At 57.5% G+C, this 18,551-nt stretch carries 11 protein-coding genes; 4 read left to right on the top strand and 7 right to left on the bottom strand.

Annotated elements, in window-relative coordinates; genetic code table 11:
- Positions 1-26: 26 nt before the first annotated feature.
- Positions 27-4,238 carry an adenylate/guanylate cyclase domain-containing protein gene (locus Q0650_RS15550; protein WP_298820586.1) on the bottom strand — a complete coding sequence of 1,404 codons (4,212 nt, stop codon included), beginning with the start codon at positions 4,236-4,238 and terminating at the stop codon, positions 27-29.
- A gap of 444 nt (positions 4,239-4,682) precedes the next feature.
- Here Q0650_RS15550 and nadA point away from each other — a divergent pair, with 444 nt between their 5' ends.
- Genes nadA through nadC form a run of 3 tightly spaced genes read left to right on the top strand, consistent with a single transcriptional unit; the run spans position 4,683 to position 8,202 of the window.
- Complete coding sequence (gene nadA / locus Q0650_RS15545; protein ID WP_298820584.1) at positions 4,683-5,654, top strand: quinolinate synthase NadA; 972 nt, start codon at positions 4,683-4,685, stop codon at positions 5,652-5,654.
- 53 nt (positions 5,655-5,707) lie between these two features.
- Positions 5,708-7,333: an L-aspartate oxidase gene (gene nadB, locus Q0650_RS15540; RefSeq protein WP_298820582.1), complete on the top strand. Its 1,626-nt coding sequence runs from the start codon at positions 5,708-5,710 to the stop codon at positions 7,331-7,333.
- Positions 7,334-7,350: 17 nt separating this feature from the next.
- Positions 7,351-8,202 (top strand): carboxylating nicotinate-nucleotide diphosphorylase, encoded by an 852-nt coding sequence (nadC, locus tag Q0650_RS15535; protein WP_298820580.1) that lies wholly within the window; start codon positions 7,351-7,353, stop codon positions 8,200-8,202.
- 2 nt (positions 8,203-8,204) lie between these two features.
- On the opposite strand, the gene Q0650_RS15530 is transcribed toward nadC, so the two are convergent.
- From Q0650_RS15530 to Q0650_RS15515, 4 genes are all read right to left on the bottom strand, one after another.
- Positions 8,205-9,281, bottom strand: a complete 1,077-nt coding sequence (locus Q0650_RS15530) for a hypothetical protein (RefSeq protein WP_298820578.1) — start codon at positions 9,279-9,281, stop codon at positions 8,205-8,207.
- Between the two features lie 138 nt (positions 9,282-9,419).
- Positions 9,420-11,561, bottom strand: a complete 2,142-nt coding sequence (locus tag Q0650_RS15525) for a GAF domain-containing sensor histidine kinase (protein WP_298820576.1) — start codon at positions 11,559-11,561, stop codon at positions 9,420-9,422.
- A gap of 20 nt (positions 11,562-11,581) precedes the next feature.
- On the bottom strand, positions 11,582-12,262 hold the full coding sequence (locus tag Q0650_RS15520; protein WP_298820574.1) for a response regulator transcription factor: 681 nt from the start codon (positions 12,260-12,262) through the stop codon (positions 11,582-11,584).
- 251 nt (positions 12,263-12,513) lie between these two features.
- Positions 12,514-14,028, bottom strand: coding sequence for an arginine decarboxylase (locus tag Q0650_RS15515; RefSeq protein WP_298820571.1), 1,515 nt, complete (start codon positions 14,026-14,028; stop codon positions 12,514-12,516).
- 735 nt (positions 14,029-14,763) lie between these two features.
- Between Q0650_RS15515 and Q0650_RS15510 the strand changes: the two genes are divergently transcribed.
- A complete protein-coding gene (locus Q0650_RS15510; protein ID WP_298820569.1) occupies positions 14,764-16,692 on the top strand; it encodes a peptidoglycan DD-metalloendopeptidase family protein in 1,929 nt (642 codons plus the stop codon).
- On the opposite strand, the gene Q0650_RS15505 is transcribed toward Q0650_RS15510, so the two are convergent.
- Positions 16,689-17,453: a hypothetical protein gene (locus tag Q0650_RS15505; RefSeq protein WP_298820568.1), complete on the bottom strand. Its 765-nt coding sequence runs from the start codon at positions 17,451-17,453 to the stop codon at positions 16,689-16,691. The two genes, Q0650_RS15510 and Q0650_RS15505, sit on opposite strands and share 4 nt — an antisense overlap.
- Before the next feature lie 8 nt (positions 17,454-17,461).
- Positions 17,462-18,520 (bottom strand): ABC transporter ATP-binding protein, encoded by a 1,059-nt coding sequence (locus Q0650_RS15500; RefSeq protein WP_298820566.1) that lies wholly within the window; start codon positions 18,518-18,520, stop codon positions 17,462-17,464.
- Between the last annotated feature and the right edge of the window lie 31 nt (positions 18,521-18,551).

Raw genomic sequence — 18,551 nt, 5'->3', positions numbered from 1 at the left:
CCTTCCGATTGAGAACTTGGTGGTAGTCAGACCGGCAATGCCTGAGCAAGGGCCAGATCACGTTGAGCGTCGAGTTCGGTAAAGATGGCAATTGCTTCCGCGCGAGCGGTTACTGCTGCTGCGCTGTCGTGGCGAGCCAGGGCGAGGCGAGCCTGTTGGTAGCGAACTTTGCCTAATTCGTAACGATTATCCAGTTGGGCCAGGGTTGCGCTGCTGCGAGTGAACAGATCCTCGGCTACTGCCAGATCGCCGGCGGCCAGGGCGATTTCACCCAAGACGCGATTCGCAATCGCCGAGTCGTCGACTTGCCCCAACTCTTCGGCAATGGCCAACGAGCGATTGGCATTGCTGCGCGCCTGATCGAGGTCACCCAACGCCAGCGCTGCCAGCGCCGCCAGCCGCAACACTTCGGGAAGAAAGCTCCGGGCATTGATTGATTCAATATCGGCGATAGCAATGGTAAACAACGCTAACGCTTCGCCGGCCCGTCCCTGATTGAGCAACACCTCGCCGCGATTGTAGCCAGTTACTGCTACTCCTAGACGCGAGCCGAGGCGGGCGAAGAGGTCGCTGGCGCGTTGATACAGCTCCGCGGCTCGCTCAAGCTGATTGCGCCCAACCAGCACGACAGCTAAATTATTGGCTGTGCGCGCCGTCGCCAGCACATCGCCAATGTTTTCTGAGATGGCCATCGATTGCTCGAACACGGCAATTGTTTCGGCCCAGCGTCCGGCCTGGGTATAGACCCGCCCAAGATCGTTGAGCACATCACACAACCCAGATAGTGTGGTGGCTTGTTCGTAAAGCGCGCGCGCCCGATTAAGCGCATCAATCGCCTGAGTTCGATCGCCTTGATCGTTCGCAATATTTCCGATAATCTTCAACGCGCGTGCCTGATCGATCGGATTACCAGTCTGCACTGCCAGTTCATACCCGATTTTTGCCCATTCCATTGCGTGAGCATAATCGCCGGTGCGGTAAGCAATCCCGGCCCCCAACAGATAGCAGCGCGCTGTTTCCGCCTGCAGACCGCGATGAGCGCGCGCCATTCCGCTGGTAAGCAGGTCAAAAGCGGCTTGATAACGCGACCGCCGCTCTTCAACCGAGGCCAGCATGCGGTGCATTCGCAGCCAGCGCTCACTGACCGGCTCATTTCCAATCGGCAGACTGAGTTGCAACGCTTCGCGGAAATGATGTTCGGCAGCGTCATATTCGCCTAACACCAGATGCAGCTCGCCAATCGCTTCGTGAATGTCGGCTACCTGCTCGATCAACTGCGCCGGTGGCAGGATAGTGGTCAGCCGAGGCGCGATGTTGAGGGCAGTGGTGTAGAGTGCCACTGCATCATGGTTGGCAAAACGCCGCCGGACCTGCCCGGCAGCCTGCGCGTGGTAATGAAACGCTTGCTGCCACTCTTCGGCTTGCAGGAAGTGCCAGGCCAGAACAGCGTATTGATCTTCGAGCTGATTGGCAGCAATCTCTTCGATCCGGCGAGCCACCCGCGCATGAAGCGCGCGCCGACGAGCGTACAGAATGCCTTCATAGGCCACGTCGCGCAAGAGGGCGTGACGAAAGATATAGGCTAGAATCCGCTCTTGCTGGTCAGCCTGGATCAATTCACTTTCAATCAACCGCTGGATACTCTCGTCGAGTGTGGTTGGGTTGGAATAGACTCCTTCCACCACCGGACGGTGGAAGCGGCGTCCGATTACCGAAGCTACCTGCACCAGTTCCTGGCGCGGTTCGTCAAGCCGGTCGAGTCGCGCGATGAGCAGGCCTTCAATGCTGCGCGGCAGCTCGATCTTATCGATTAGCCTGGTAAGCTGCCATCTGCCGCTGACCACATCGCGCGCCAGCACCCGATCGCGTACCAGCGCCCGTACCAGCTCTTCGATGAAGAAGGGGTTGCCTTGTGTTCGCTCGAGCAAGGGCAGGATTTCAGGTGGTGGCTCTCCTCCTAAGAGTGCGGCCAGCAGCGCTTGACTGTCGCTCACTTGCAATTCGCCCAATTCGATCCGTGCCGTGCCGGGGAGGTTGTCCCACGGCGCTGGCGAAACCATTTCTGGCCGGTAAGTTACGATCAATGCCAGCGCCCTGGTACGCGCCGCTTTGCTCAGCCGTTCAAGCACTTCTAACGAGGGAGAATCGGCCCAATGGCAGTCTTCCAGCACGAGCAAGACCGGCTCACGCGCTGCTGTTGCCAGCACGATCTCAACCAGCAGCTCTTGCAATCGATCATGGCGTTGCTGCGGCGACAGACCGATGGTGAGTGGCGTTTCGGTAAGCGGCAAACCCAACGCATCGGCCAGCAATGGCGTGAAGCGGCTGAAGTCAGGCGCGAGTTGCTGAATGCGCGCCAGCGTGTCGGCGGCGATCTGGTCAGGGGTAGCGCGCAGATCGAGACCCAATGCGCTCAACAAGGGCGCGCGAATAGCCGCATACGCCGTGCGCTGCTCGTAGCTCTGACAATCACCGAACAGAATGGTAAATGGTGGTATTTCCTCAGGATCGTTGTGATGCGCTGTTGAGGCGATCACAAGCTGTTGAATCACCTCCTCGGCCAGACGCGATTTACCTGCTCCCGCTTCGCCCACCACTGCGATTGTGGCGCCCTGTCCCTTGAGCGCTGCCTGCGCTGTTGTCAGCACCCGCCGTAACTCAGCGTCACGCCCGATGAGAGGGGCGTTCAGTAGATGTTCGTCAGCATGACGAGTAGCGACGGCAGCAATCTGGGTGACTTGGGCCGGCACAACGGCCTCGCTAAACCCCTTGAGCTGGAGTGGCTCACCTGGTTCCAGCACAAACTGGCCTTCAACTGTCGCTCGCGTGCTCGGTGAAAGGTAGATGGCACCTGTCGGCGCGGCTGCCATCAAGCGCGCAGCCAGATTCACTGCCGGCCCCATTACCGTGTATTCGTAACGGGTAGCTCCTCCGACTCGGCCAGCGAAGACGGTGCCGGTATTAATCCCAATCTTTTGTTCTAATAGCGGGATGTTCTCCTCAATGAGTTCGGCGATTGCGCGATTGGCCTCGCGCAGTGTCTGGCGCAATTCAAGGGCGCAGCGCGCGGCGCGGATAGGGTCGTCTTCGTGCGCAGTTGGCGCGCCGAAGAGCGCCATCAGCTTATCGCCGTGAGTATACATGTCAACTTTATTGATAATTCCTTCGTAGCGATGAACTACTGCCTGAGCACGCTGGTAATAGGTATTGAAGATCGTAGCTGCCAGCTCAGGCGCATCTGGTAACATCGTTAGATAGCCCGAAAAATCGTAGACATTGGCAAAGAGTACTGTCACCGGACGGAATTCGCCCAGCTCGCCAGCGCCCGGATCGAGAAAGCGTCGCGGCAGTCGATGAACGAGATAAGGTTTAAGTGCGGCAAGCTGGCGAGCCAGATGGTTCAGTGTGGCCAGGTCGTCGGAGTCGGCGAGCGACAGTGACTGCGGCGCCGTGATGTCAGTAGCCGTAAAATCCAGCTCGAGCAGGCGCGAGAATCCCGCGTGGCGTGGCTCAACTCGATGCCCTCCCAGCAGTCGTCGAGTGTGTTCGGTGATGACCACTTCACCCGGCGCAGCAATCTCTTGCGCCAGTGCGACCCGGTTGACTTCCGGCCCGGTGACAACCAGCTCGATATGACTGGTATCGCCGACTTCAGCGGCGAATACCCGACCGGCATGCACGCCAACCCGCAGGCGTAACGTGAATGTGCCGGCGCGAGTTTCCAGGTGGGCAAATTCTTCCATGCGGCGCTGCATCGCCAGTGCTGCTGCGCAGGCTGCTAAAGCGTGTTGATCGCCGAGTGTTGCCGAGTCGAAGAAGACGGTAAGCGCATCGCCGCCAAACTTGAGCAGCATACCGCTCCGCATTTGCACCTCTTGGAGCAGCGCAGCGAACAAGCGATTGACGAGCGCAGAGACTTCCTCGGCACCCTGCCGTCCCAGTACGGATAACCGTTCCGATAAATTGGTGAAGCCGGAGAGATCGGCAAACAGGAGAGTTCCTTCCCAGAAAGCGCCGGTCGTGCGGCCAGGCTGGGGATGCGCAAGCTGGTGTTGGACAATCCGGGCCGGAATATAAGCAGCATAGGCGACAATTTGTTCGCGCAGGCGACGAGCAATTTCGGCGCGCGTTGCGGCGGCCAGATTACCAGTGGAAGCAATTTCGGCAACCTGAAGATCGGTAAGATGCTCTCGCAGATCGCGCCATTCGATCAACGGACTAACCATAACTGTTTCCATGCGGTATTCCTGGCGATGAGAGGTTTATATGCATCTACATCTGTAAACGTATTGTCGCTGAAGATTGTTTCGCGGTTACGTCACAACTTCATCGCCAGGGCAAAAGGTGATTATCTGTATGCGTAAAACGACGTTACGCCATCCTGGTTTTCTATTCGCTTGTCGATAAATCCAACGAGATAAGAGTGACCGGCGGCTCGCCGATGTAACAAAATCTAAACGGTTGATTGCCTGGCCAGCGATTGGTGATGGTCAAGATGGTTGATGGTCTCTTCTCACTGATATGCCATCATTGTGCAACCAAAGTGCCGAAAAGAGAAGGGGGAAAATGGTAGGGATATGATAAAAAATTTTTTAGTGACCTCTTGACAATATCTTGTCGGCGGTGTATACTCATCGCAATTGTTAAAAGTGTAATATTAACACTAATTTCGAGGAACAACTATGGTCGCCCAACTCTCCGAATCTACCGGCGCAACGGCTGCCGATCTGATTGCTGAGATTAACGAATTACGTCGTCAGCGCAATGCCATCATTCTGGCCCACAACTACGAATACGGCGAAATCCAGGAGATTGCCGATTATGTCGGCGATTCGTTAGGGATGGCCCAGGCCGCGGCGCGCGCTGAAGCCGATGTGATCGTGGTCTGCGGCGTCTACTTTATGGCCGAAACGGCGGCGATCCTCAACCCCCAGCGCATAGTGCTGATCCCTGATTCCAATGCCGGATGCTCGCTGGCCGACTCGATAACCGTCGAACAATTGCGGGCATGGAAAGCAGCCAATCCCGGCGCAGTGGTGGTGAGCTACGTGAATACCAGCGCCGCTGTCAAAGCCGAGAGCGATTATTGCTGCACGTCGGGCAATGCCGAGCGGGTGATCAACGCTATTCCGGCTGACCAGACGATTCTGTTTTTGCCCGATATGTTTCTCGGTAGCTATTTGCGCCAGAAGACGGGGCGGTCTCTCAAGATTTGGGCCGGTGAATGCCACGTTCACGCTGCCATTCGTCCGGCGATGATCGAACAGAAACGGGCAGCTATGCCTGATGCCGAGTTTCTGATTCACCCGGAATGTGGGTGTGTGAGTAGCGCAATGGATTATGTGGCCCGCGGCGCGATTGATAGCCGTGACACGTATATTCTCTCGACCGAGGGCATGATTTCGCATGTCAATCGCTCATCCGCGAGCCGTTTTGTCGTCGCGACCGAGATCGGCGTTCTTCACCGCATGCGCAAGGCCAATCCTGACAAGCAGTTTGTGCCAATCGATGAGTCGATCAGTTGCCGCTACATGAAGATGATCACGCTTGAGAAGGTACGCAATAGCTTGCGCGATTTGCGCGAACCGGTCACCGTTCCCACCGAGATTGCCGAACGGGCGCGGGTGGCGATTGAGCGGATGCTGGCCTTGTAAATTGCCCACTTCATGGCGTACCGTGTACCATCTCGCTTGCCGGAGATTATATTATGGAGTCGCTTCCTGCTTTGCGGAGCATTTTGCAATCTATTCCACCGGCTCGTGTTCGACGCACTGATGTGCTCGTGATCGGCGCTGGTGTGGCCGGTTTAACGGCGGCATTAGCGGCGGCAGCGCGCGGCGCGCGCGTGCTGATGCTGGCGCGTGGTTCATTGCCCGAAAGCAATTCTGCGTGGGCGCAAGGCGGTATCGCCGCCGCGCTTGATCCTGCCGACTCACCGGGGGCGCACATTGCCGATACTCTCGTCGCTGGCGCCGGCCTGTGCGATCCGGCAGCGGTTGCTACGCTCGCCCACGAAGCGCCGGCTTTGATGCGGGATCTGGTTGAACTCGGCGTGCCCTTCGAACGCGAGTCTGATCGGTTTGCGCTGGGTCTGGAAGGCGGCCATTCGCGCCGGCGCATCGTTCATGTTGGCGATGCCACCGGTTGGGCAGTGACGCGGGTCTTGATCGAGCGGGTGCGCAAGACGCCGCTGATTACCATCCGTGAGCAGGCGCAGGCGGTTGAATTGCTGACTGCCGGCGAGCGGGTGGTGGGCGCTCTGGCGCGCCTGGCCGATGGCTCCTGGTTGCGGGTACTGGCCGCAGCGACAGTGCTGGCAAGTGGTGGCGCTGGTGCGTTGTACGGTTTGACCAGCAATCAGCCGGTAGCGTTGGGTGAAGGGATCGCGATGGCGTACCGCGCTGGCGCCGAAGTTGCCGACATGGAGTTTGTTCAGTTTCATCCCACAGTCTACCGCACTCGTGACGGGCAAGGCTTTCTCATCACCGAAGCAGCTCGTGGTGAAGGGGGCTTGCTTTACACACCTGCCGGTCGCCGTTTCATGCCAGACTACGATCCGCGCGCCGAGCTGGCGCCCCGCGATATTGTTACCCGTGGCATCGTAGCTGCAATGCAGGCTGAAGGTTGCGATCACGTCTTGCTGTACCTGTCTCACCTTCCGCCCGATCTCATCGAGCGCCATTTCCCAACCATCTGTGCCCGTCTGCGCGCTGATGGTCTTGACCCGGTTTACCAATCGATCCCGGTGGCGCCGGCAGCGCATTATCTCATGGGGGGAGTGCGCACCGATCTAAACGGCGCAACCAGTCTTCCCGGTCTCTTTGCTGCCGGTGAGGTTGCCTGTACTGGCGTTCATGGCGCTAACCGGCTGGCGAGCAATTCGCTGCTCGAGTGTCTCGTCTTTGGGCGACGGGCTGGCGAAGCCGCGACAGCCGGGTGCGGGTGCGCTGTGCCGGAACCCGATCCGTTGCCGGTCGCGCCGGTCTCGGCGCCGCCACCGGTCAACTGGCGCGCGGCGCTGGCTACCGTTATGCAGGCTGCCGGACCGTTGCGCCACGGCGATGGCCTGTATGTCGCGCTGGAGACGCTTGCGCACTGGCCGGTCAGCGCCGATCCTGGCGATCCGAAGGCGCTCACCGCTGTCAATGCTGCCCTTACTGCCCGCTTGATTGTGGCGTCGGCCCTGATCCGCACTGAGAGTCGCGGCGGACATTTCCGGCAAGATTACCCGCAGCCCAGTGATGAATGGCAAAAACACATCATCCTGCGCCGCAATGCCGCTCCCTTCTTTACGCCGACGATTGCGCTGGCAGTGACGCTCGCCGCAGATTAAGTTTGAGGAGTCATGTGATGGATCTTCCCCGCCACCTCATCGATACGGTCGTCGCTCATGCACTCGCCGAAGACATCGGTAGCGGCGATTTGACGACTCTGGCCGTTATTCCGGTGACGGCCCGGGCTACTGCCCATGTTGTGACTCGCGCCGCCGGTGTGATTGCCGGCTTGCCGGTGCTGGAAGCCGTCTTCCACCACCTCGATCCTGCGCTTCAGGTCGTCTTTCACGTTCAGGATGGCGCCGCCGTGGCTGCCGGCGCTATCATCGCCACGGTGAGCGGTTCTGCTCGCCACATCCTCACCGGTGAGCGCGTGGCGCTCAATCTGTTGCAACGGCTCAGTGGGATTGCCACAATGACCGCGCAATATGTGGCTGCCGTTGCCGGCACGCGGGCGCAGATCCTCGATACGCGCAAAACAACGCCCGGTCTGCGCGCGTTAGAAAAGTATGCCGTGCGCATGGGTGGTGGTCGCAATCACCGGTTTGGGTTGTACGATGGAGTCATGCTCAAAGACAACCATCTGGCCATTCTGGCAGCAGAAGGGATCGACCTGCCGGCAGCAATTGCGCGCGCGCGCGCGCAGCTTGGCCCAATGGTGCGATTGGAAGTGGAAGTTGAGAGTGTTGCAGCCGCCATCAGTGCGGCGGAAGCAGGGGCTGACCTGATTTTGCTTGACAATATGCCGCTCGATCAATTGCGAGCGGCGGTGCAGGCGGTAGCCGGGAGGGCCAAAACTGAAGCGAGCGGCGGCGTGAATCTGCAAACAGTGCGCGCCATTGCTGAAACCGGCGTTGATTACATCTCGGTGGGGGCGCTTACCCATTCGGTGCAGGCGCTCGATATTGGTCTCGATTGGGCAGGATAGCGCTATTCGTCTTCAGCCAGATGCTCGGCGCGTAATTGCCAGAGTAAACCACCTAACGCCGGGCCAAATCGTTCGATCAGGCGCTGACGCGCGCGCCCTTCCTGGTAGCGCTGGCGCGCGTGGTTTTGAATCTGTTGTTCGTTGTCGCCAACGCGCAGGGTCTGCATAAGGGTGAAAGAAACATCATCGAGGCCGAGGGTGGCGGCGACATCAACCAGACGGTTAATCGATTCGTAGGGCGGTTCAAGCGCAACCGTGGCCCGCGTATAGATGCCGTGTTCGCGCGCGCTGGCAATTATTTTGCGCGCTCGCTCGCGGCTGCTGGCCGATTCAAACACGCTGATCGCTGATAGGGTAAAGGATATGGCTTCACAACCGGCTTGTGCCAGTCGCGGAATCCGTTCACTGTGCAGGCGATCAATCGCAACGCCGGCTTGCCATTTCACATTCAGGTTTGCGCCGATCAGGTAGTAGAGCAACTCATCGAACCAGGCCTCATCGTGAGTGAGTTCTGGTTCGTAAAACAGGATATGACGGATCCCTACCTCTTCAGTCAACGCGCGAATCTCTTGCCCGATCAAGCGAGGCTGGCGCATCAACCACCGACCCTGCCACCGCCATCCCGCCACTACCGGGGTCTGGATTTCACCACCCGGCGCGCGTAGTTCGTACTGCTCGAGCGTTAACAGGTGGCGAGAAGGGTAGGGTAACTCTTCGTGAGATGGCGCCGGCAGATGAAAGGCGTTGTCAAACCAGGCCAATACACTGGTTGCAACCGAGAAAGCTTCGCTGCCGCTGCGACGGGTCAAGATCGGCAAGATTTCGGGGTGAGTCTGATGAATCTGGATAACCGCCTGCTCGATCTCGTTACTGGTTTCACCGGCAATAATCACGCGCTGCGGTTGGAACGTCTGCAAGCGGCGATGAATATCTTCCCAATTCCCCTGCGGATCAAGGGCACAATCATAAATGCGCACAATTGCGCGACGTTGTTCAAGGAGCGCCGCAACATAGGCCATCGTCAGTGGTGGCAGATGGCGATCATGTTTGCCGGGTAGGGTAATAATCGCAATCTTCACAGTTTCCCCAACTATAATCGGATCATTCAGTTGTCGATAACGCCTGGTTGCGGATGGCAAGAGTGCTGTATTCTGAAGTGTAGCATATTCCCGCTATGATGAACGTGAAGAGTTTGTCAGCAACATCAATCAATGATATTACACTGTTGTGTCTTGGGTCATAGATTTGGTTTCAGGTTGGAGCGGCAACGAGAACGAAAAGCGCGTTCCTTTTCCAGGTTCACTGTACTCGATCCAGATCGTACCGTTGTGGGCTTCGACGAATTGCTTGCAGATAGCCAGACCAAGCCCCAAACCGGGATGTGATCGAGAGGATGGCCGACCATTGTCTAAGCGGTAGAACGGTTTAAACACTCTCTCGATCTGTTCAGGCGGAATTCCGCTACCGGTATCGGTCACATGAACATAGATACTTTGTTCGCGCAATTCAGCACTAACGGTAATCCTGCCGCCGGGTGGCGTGGCTTTCGCGGCATTTTCGATCAGGTTTGTCAGCACCTGGCCGATACGTTCTTCATCGATGAAAATATCGGGCAACTCTGGAGGAAGATTGTATTCCAATCCGATTTCGCGCTCTTTGACCTGATGCCGCTGCTGGCTACAGGTCGAGATGATAACGTCGATCACATTAGCTCTGGTCAGATTGAGTCGGAGCTGGCCGCTTTCAGAGCGGTTAAAGTCGATCAATTCCTTGATCCGTCTGTTCAGTTTACGAGCGCTATGGCTAGCCTCACGTAAAAACTCGATTTGCTGGTCGTTGAGTGGACCTAATTTTTCGTTGAATACGATTTCCAGGAAACCTATCAATGTATGGATCGGATTGTTCAATTCATGCGCAACTTTCGCGATAAATTCGCGCCGTTGCTGTTCTTGCGCTATTTGGTCGGTAATATCGTGCAATACGAGCACCGCCAGTCGCGTGTCTAACGGGGCATTGACCAGCGAGCCGTGAATTCGGTAGTACCGTGCATGTTCACCATCATTGTCAGCTACTTCACGGCTGATCGTATGCGCCTCCTGATAGAGGCTGGCGGCTATCTCGGCCAGTTTTGTCGCCAGCGTGCCATTATGAGCTGCGCTGCGCGCGAGCGCCTGGCGCGCGCTTGCGTTATCGAGATATGGTAAACCCTGTTCGTCGTAAATAATCAGGCCATCAGCCATATCGTTGAGCACAGCGCTGAGCATTGCCTGTTGCCGCTGTAATTGTACGTGCAGCTCAGCATTGCGGATGGCAATCATCGCCTGGATGCTAAACGAGGTCAGGTAGCGCTCTTCCGCGGGTGAGAATACCTCTTTCTGGCGGCTTACTACGCTCAATGCGCCTCGCGCGGCTCCTTCCTGGTCGGGATCGAATAACGGAACACTGAGCGCAGCGCTAATGTGAGCGCGCGCCAGTGTATTCCATTCTGGTCGTTGTCCAATCTCATAATTGTCCAGGAGGATCGCGCGACCGCTGTTCATCACCGCGTGGCCGAGCGTTGTTGCCCACTCAGAAGCGTTTGGGTTGTCGCGCAACAGTCGATGCTCAAGTTCCGTGCCGTGAATGAGTGTAAGCGCAGCGTTGTCAATTCGTTGCACCCCCAGCATGTTGGTCAGCGAGTCAAGGATCTGGCGCAAGACATCATCAAGGCTTAGTGAACTGTTGATGGCGCGCAGACTTTCGCCCAGCGCTTCCATGCGACGCAGGCGATCACGCAGGTCATTGTTTGAAGCTTCGAGACTGGCAACCTGTTCTTTCTGCTCACGGCGAACGTTGTCATAGCGCGCGCGCCATTCCCGCGCTGCCTGATTACGCCGATCGCCGAGCATAATGAGAGTTATGATCACAACAATGCTGAGGGAGAGACCGCCAAGTTCGACCAACTGGCCAACCTGGAATGATGCAGTTGTGGGGAATAACGGCGCCTGATCAAGCACAGGGATAAATCCGCTTAGCGCCGGTATGAGCGCCAACCAGTGCGAAATGAAGCGGTAGCGCCAGGCGCGCAGGGCGCTGATACCTTGAATAGCGATGATGGCGGGACTCAAATCGGCGACGATGAGACACCAGACGATAGCAACCAGGTCGCTCAACCCTGCGCCAGTCAAGAGCTGATGGCCTTTGTTTGGAAACCGGCGCAGGAAGAAGAGCAGGCCGATGTTTACCGAAGCGTAGACAAGTAGCCCCCCCCAGATGAGAGGCTCTGGCTTGAGTTGGGTGAGAGTCCAGACGAGTCCTAGCGCCGGTAACGGTAACAGGCGACGAATAATAGTTTGCAGTCGCTCGGAGTTAGGGCGCATAACAATGGCTGGCACTTCTTCTACGGCTCGAATTTATACCCAAGGTTGCGTACCGTAATGACATGACGAGGATGATCGGGATCCTCTTCGACTTTGGTGCGTAAACGCCGAATGTAGACCGCGACCAGATTGCTTTCGCCCTCGTAGTCGTAACCCCAGACCTTGCTCAGAATTTGGGTCACGTTCAAAATTCGGCCAGCGTTTTTCATCAGGTAGTAGAGCAGGCGGAATTCTAGTGGAGTCAGCTCAACAACTCGCCCATCGGTAAAGAGGACTTTGTGCTCAACTGGATCGAGGGTAATGTTGCCCTGACTCAAGCGGGTTGAGGTATTGAGCATATCAGCATTGCGCCGTCGCAATACCGCCTCGACCCGGGCCAGCAGTTCTGATGGCTCGAAGGGTTTGACCAGATAATCGTCACCACCAATTTGTAGCCCCATGACCCGATCTTGCAGTTGCGATCGCGCTGAAAGGAAAATGATGGGCACATCTGAGTTGCGTCGGATCTGCCGACAGACATCAAAGCCGTCGATCTTGGGCATCATGATGTCCAGCAAAATCAGGTCGGGGTTGTGCTGTTCGATCATCTGTAAGATGCTGGTGGCGTCGTGGGCGCGAAAGACACGATAGCCGGCCTCTTCAAGCAGGTATGAGGTAAGCTTGGCGCTAGGAATGTCATCATCAACGACCAAAATATTCATGGAGCACTCCCTGTTTGTTATTCTGTTGAGCACACCGCGACGGCCTGCAGATTACAGTATATTCATTGTACCACTTGCTGCTTTGATTTGGCTATAGATAGAAGATTAAAAACGTGTTTCCTGAGTCTGGCGGCACGTTCGTCTGGTTTGTTATCAGCCACCTGTGCCGGAGTTGCGTAGATCGATGAGAGCAGAGGCGACCAAACTGGTCGCCTCTGCCATTATCCTGATAATTGGTGATAGCGTTACGCTTATGCGATACCGGCAATGCGCGCGCGTGGCCGACGACGAGCCGACAAGACGGTAGAGCGCATTGGTTGACGGAATGGCAGCGGCAGCGCGGTGGGTTGTGGTCGATAACCGAGCAGGCGCATGATCGTTGCTTGATCCTGCTGTGGCACGAACCGTGAATTGAGCCGCCCTTGCTGCTCTTCGATGATGAAGCGCGCCGCTTCCGGAGTCAGGCAGTGATGCGCCCCACCGCGACCGGCAATCATCTGCTGATATGCGCCAATCCCGAAGATTGCCAGAATAAGACCGCCTTCGGTCTCCGGAAGCCACAGTGGCTCTTGTTCAGGGCGCGGGTAGATGTCGTCACTGTCGCATGTGCGGCGACCGGCCAGCCGAACCGGGCGTAGCGGTCGATCCCAGTCAGTCAGTGGCAGGATGACAAACTCCTGGCCGCTGACGAAGAGGGTGTCAGGCAGCATGACCATCAGCGATCCGTTCACCAGGTACCAGTCAGGTTGACCGGGCTGGCCGGCTTTGACCGATCCAACCTCAACCAGGTATGCGCTATGCGTGGCAACCGTATAGCGGCCAAATTCACCGATCAATTCAGGCGCCGGCACATTGTATTCGGCGCAAATGTCGCGGATGGTTGCCATCAATCGACTGAGAAATCCCTGGTAATCAAAATGGAAGCTCAACTGGTAGCCCGCGGTAGGCATACCGCCGCCAAAGTTGAAGTAGCGTAGCGTTGGCACGCGCTGACGGAGCCGGCAGTAATGTTCGATCGACGCGCGGAGCGTGGCGAGAAAGTGGTTTGCATCCTCGATCTGGCTGCCGACCATTGCATGGTAGAGCACGAGCGAATGATGGCTGTCGGCAATTCGTTCGACGGCCTGCTCGATTTCGGTCATTGTCAAGCCAAAGCGATCGTTGCCGGGATGGCGACCGTCGCGATTGCCGGCGGCTCGCTCGCGCACACCAAACTGGAGCGGCGCCGGTGTCGCCAGAAGATCGTTCAGTTCTGACAGGTCATCGAGTACCGGAATGACCGTTTCACAACCGTCGAGACGGAGATTGCGGATCGCTTCGCGGTAAGCTGCCTCTTTTGAGCCGTTGCAGCAGATCAGGCGATCCGATGGCAGGATCCCTTGCCGCCAGAGGCCATGGGCAATAATCAGATCGGCTGTTGCCGATGTTTCATAGTGGGCGCCGGCAGCCAGCGCTGTCTGCACTGCCTCGGCGGCAAAGTTGGCTTTGGTGGCGTATGCGTAGTGGAAGGCTGCCGGATATTCGGTCATAGCGCGAGCCTGCTCGGCCCAGTTGCGCATCCGTTGTACCTGAGTAGTAATTTGCGGTGTGTAGACTACTTCGAGTGGCGCGCCGTATTGGCGGGCCAGCCGGTTTAAGTTGAGACGATCGCCGAAATAGAGCTCGCCGTCGTAACGGCTGACGAAATCGGTCAGGCGGCCCTCACCGGCAAAGCCGGTCTGCTGTGCAATCAGGTCGGCAAAGGTTAGCGTCTTCAACTGTACCACATTCCTCCCTAGTACAAGGCGGGAAACCACAACCCGCAAGGCGAAAGACAAGGCAAAGCAAGGCAAGATAAGACCCACCCCACCGCGAGCGGGCCGATTACAGGCGTGCAATGGCTGCGCTGGCCGGTAATGGTGGCCGTGAGCGCGCCATGGATGCGTAGCGATTCAGCGCAAGGGGATTAAAAAAGGCCCTGCACCTGATGCAGTGGCCGGGGGAGCGAGAACGCGCAGCGTCACTCGCGCGCGGTTAGCAGGTCAAACCTGCGCGCGCACGGCGTACATGTGTGCAGTTTGGGAAGCGCTGAATCGCGCGTATGTTGTATGCGCCGTCCATACTGCCTCACACTAGCCCACCCGACGCCGTCTCCCACACAGGGCAACTGTTGTTGCCGCGACGACGATTTCCGCTCGGCGTTCGGTGTTGCGTGTTACGTGTGTCGGGTGCCTTCCCGAAACGCGAAACCCGTAACCCAAACGTAACGGGGGGCGCGAATGACACGGTCGATTGGCTCAACCGAGTGCGCATTATACATCTGATGGGGGCTGTCGTCAATAGGTTGCAGGCGGAATTGAAGTGGCAGTTTTCGTTGCGAGAGCTGACTCGCTTGCCGCGCTATCGGCTGATCGGAATTGTGGCAGTGTGGATATGGTTTGCGGGTTGTGACAGCTCTCTATGAGGTGTGGAGAAGGCAGGCCGGTGATATGTTAGCATCCTGCCGATTGCGATGAGCGCAGATGGCGCGGCTCGCCCGACACCTCATTGTTGTGCTGGCGCGGCGTGCCTGCAACCGTCAGGTGAGTCGTGTGCTGCTATGCCTTATTCAACTTGACCGGATGGCCTTCTTCGGCTATCCTGCTGGCGCTATGCGTCGTTTGCTGTTGATGTTGTTTATCTGCCTGAGTGCCTGCGCAGCGCCTTCCCCGCCGTCGGTAACTCCGACGCCGATGGTGGCTGTGACATCAGCGCCATTGCCTCAACTAGTGGTTACGGCCACTGCGACGATGACGCCTGTCCCAACTGCAACCCCAATCGCAACAGTTACTGTTGTTCCAACAGCGACGCCTGAGCCAGCAATTCATCCGATCTTCGATCCGCAGCGACTGAGCTACGATCATAACTTCAGCACTCCAGAGATACAAGCTTTTTTAGCTGCGCGCAATAGTCCGCTGGCAACTACGCGCATAAACATCGGTCGGCGCAGCCATTCGTTTGTCGAGGTACTGGTGTCGCTCAGCAGCCTCTACAGTGTCAGTCCCCGCCTGTTGTTGAGCTTGATGGAGTTGCAAAGCGGCTTGCTCAGCGCAGAAAGCCCCAGCAATGAGCAACTGGCGTGGGCTGCCGGGTTTCGCGGTGATAACGGTAGCCGGCGCGGTTTGTTTGCTCAATTGCGCTGGCTGACCCGCGAAGTGCGCGCCGCGTTGCGTGACTATGCCCTGCTCGGCCCTGAGGCATTGCCGCCTTTGATTTTCGCCGATGGCAGTCAGATGGCGGCTCCCACCGATCTCAGTCGCTACGTGTTGAGCCGGGCATTAGCGCCTACAACCGCGCCAGCCCGACTCGAGTCGCTGCTTGGGGCAGTTGCGCCTACCTATCAACGGTTGTTTGCGCTCGATCCCCGGCTTGCTCCGCTCGATTGGCCACCGCCGGCTGAGCCGTTCCTGACACGACCGGCAGAACGCAATGTGCCTGTGACCTCGTTCTTTGATCACGATGCCCCCTTTTTGCGCGCGAATGGATCACTCCATACCTTTTGGGGGCGCAGTGAAACCGATCGAGCTTTTGCCTATGATGGTCATACTGGCTGGGATTATGCAATGGGGCCACCTGAACGGGTGCTGGCTGCCGCGCCGGGTCTGGTTGTCTTTGCCGGCTATTCCGATGATGGCTGCGCAACACCTGCTGGAGCCGTCATTATCGATCACGGAAATGGGTACCGTACCCTCTATTGGCATCTGGCCCGGGTAAGTGTGACGACCGGTGATGAGGTTTCGCGCGGCGATGTCCTTGGCATTGCCGGTGATACGGGGTGCGCGCGGGGAGCGCATCTTCATTTGCAGGTGCAGTATTTAGGCCGCGATGTTGATCCATATGGCTGGTGTGGTAGCGATCCCGATCCGTGGGCTGCCAATCCGGTTGGTCAGATTAGCGTCTGGTTGTGGCGCGATATGCCTTCACCCTGCGCCCCGCCACCAGCCGGGGTGATAGTAGTTGATGATGACGATCCGCAATTTCGCGCAACGGGAGACTGGCAATCGATTGCGAGCGGCTATGGTGGCGGGGCGCGGTTTGCGCCGTCATTCCTGGCCGCCAGCGCGCTGCGACCATGGCGCTTGAGCGATTTTGCTGCTCCCCGCGTCGCCGTTTGGCAACCTGAACTGCCGGCAGTGGGGCAGTATCGAGTGCTGGCTTATGTCCCTTTTGCGCTCAACGGCTACGATGACTCACGCGAAGCGCGGTTTCTGATCCGCCACCAGGGTGGTGAAACGGTGATCACCATCGATCTGGAAGCAGAACGTAACTGGTGGGCCGATTTGGGTATCTACACGTTCGATCCGGCAGCGCGACCGCTGGTGGCTACCGGCACTGTAGCCGGAGATCGGCAACGCGGTATTTGGGCCGATGCAATTGCCTTTGTGCCGGTGACCGATTCCGCGACGCGCTAGACGCTGAAGATGAGATCGCGCCGATGGAAACCGTAGCGGGCCAAACCCAGAAATGAGAGGAGTAGCAGGCATTGGGCGAGCAGGTTGGCCCAGGCTGGTGCGCTATCGAAAGCGCGGCTGACACTCAACTGGTAACCGTAAAAAACTGGCACCAACGGGCCACTCAAAATGGTTTGTATGGCGCGCAGCAGGTCAACCAGTAAGGGGTTGATTTCACTGATCTGAGCGATGACCGGTCCGCTGATTACATTGCTCGATAAGGCTAACGCGATCAGTGCCAGCACGAAGAGCCTCCAGCCCGCGCTTAAGACAGGCGGCGAGAGCAACAGGGCAATCGCTGCCACCAGGCCGGTGTTCAGGATGAGGGGCAGGGTAGCGAGTGTCCAGCCGAAGAGGGTAAGATCGGTTGCCCGGTTGAAGAGTGCCACCAGCGCGCAGAGGATGCCATACATGGCCAGAGTAACGATCACGGCGGCAAAGAACAAGCCGAGCAGAAAGGCATCGCGACTGACATTGTGGGTCAGCACGATATAATTCTGCGGTCGATCGCCCAAACCGACAATAAATCCGGTGGTGATAACTGCCATTCCCGGTCCAAATATGCCCAGCACTGCAAAGAGATAGCTGGCGTTCATTGCCGCGCTGGTAGGCCGCAGTAGTATGACGTAACAGGCTATGGTTGCTATCAGTTCGAGGAAGATTCGGCCTGAACGCAGATACTCTAGCAGGGTAAAGCCGGCCACCAAGACAGCTTGTGTCATCTGCCGTATCATTGCTTGCTATCCTTCTGGTCGGGCGAACGATTGCGGTTTTGTCGCAACAGTCGTTTCAATAACGGATCAATCTCGTCAGTCGGTAGTGGAGGAGTAGTTTCACGGAGCACGACCCGTGGCAATGGCGGGTTTTCTACCAGCAAGTTGTCTACCGGTTCGCCCCGCACCGTTCGCGTGTAGATTTGGGCCAGTCTGCTCACCTGTGGTTCGAGTGCCCGAATTGTCACATTAGCCTCGAGCAAGGTTTGTAAGACTCTGGCTTGTGATTCGGGATTGTGCGGGCTGATGATAACTGCCTGTTCTTCGCATTGCACCTCGCTCCCGATCATTTCAAGCCGTTGGCGCAGCGGTAGATCGAGCGGGCCGGTTTGCACGATCATACCGCCAATCTTTTGCTGCACGTCGGCGACATTGACTTCGAGCGCAATGTTGCCATGAGCCAGGATGCCAACGCGATCGCAGAGATATTCGACCTCGGCTAGCCGATGGGTGCAGATCAAGACGGTATGGCCGCGCTGACGCACATTGTTGAGCAGAGTGAGCAATTCTTGCTGGCCATCGAGATCGAGACCGCTGGTCGGTTCATCGATCAGCAAGAGATCGGGGTCATTCAGCAGCGCCTGCGCGATACCGAATCGCTGCAACATCCCTTTCGAGAAAGTGCGGAGATAGCGATTGGCAACCGTGCTGAGGCCGGTGAGTTCAAGTAATTCGTCGATGCGCTGGCGTAAGTGTGCTATTTCCATACCATCGCAGCGACCGAGGAAGGTCAGGTACTCACGTGGCGTACAATGGTTGTGGTAGCGCTGCCGTTCCGGGACGTAGCCGATCATGCGACGTTGAGCTTCGAGATCGGCGCTGCCGAAAATGCGAATCCGACCGCTATCGGGATACAAAAAACCGAGCAGCAGATGCAGGAGCGTGGACTTACCGGCTCCGTTTGGTCCTAACAGTCCATAGACTTCGCCGGTGGAAACACGCAGGTTAACGCCGCGTAACACCGAAACATGACCATAACTTTTGGAAAGACCTTCGACGACGATGATATCGGTCATGGCGTTGCTCTCCACTGCGGATTAACGCTGT

The sequence above is a fragment of the uncultured Chloroflexus sp. genome (assembly GCF_937129525.1).
In the GTDB taxonomy this organism is placed as follows: domain Bacteria; phylum Chloroflexota; class Chloroflexia; order Chloroflexales; family Chloroflexaceae; genus Chloroflexus.
The sequence above is the reverse complement of the archived record's forward strand: the minus strand, read 5'-3'. Positions and strand labels throughout refer to the sequence as shown.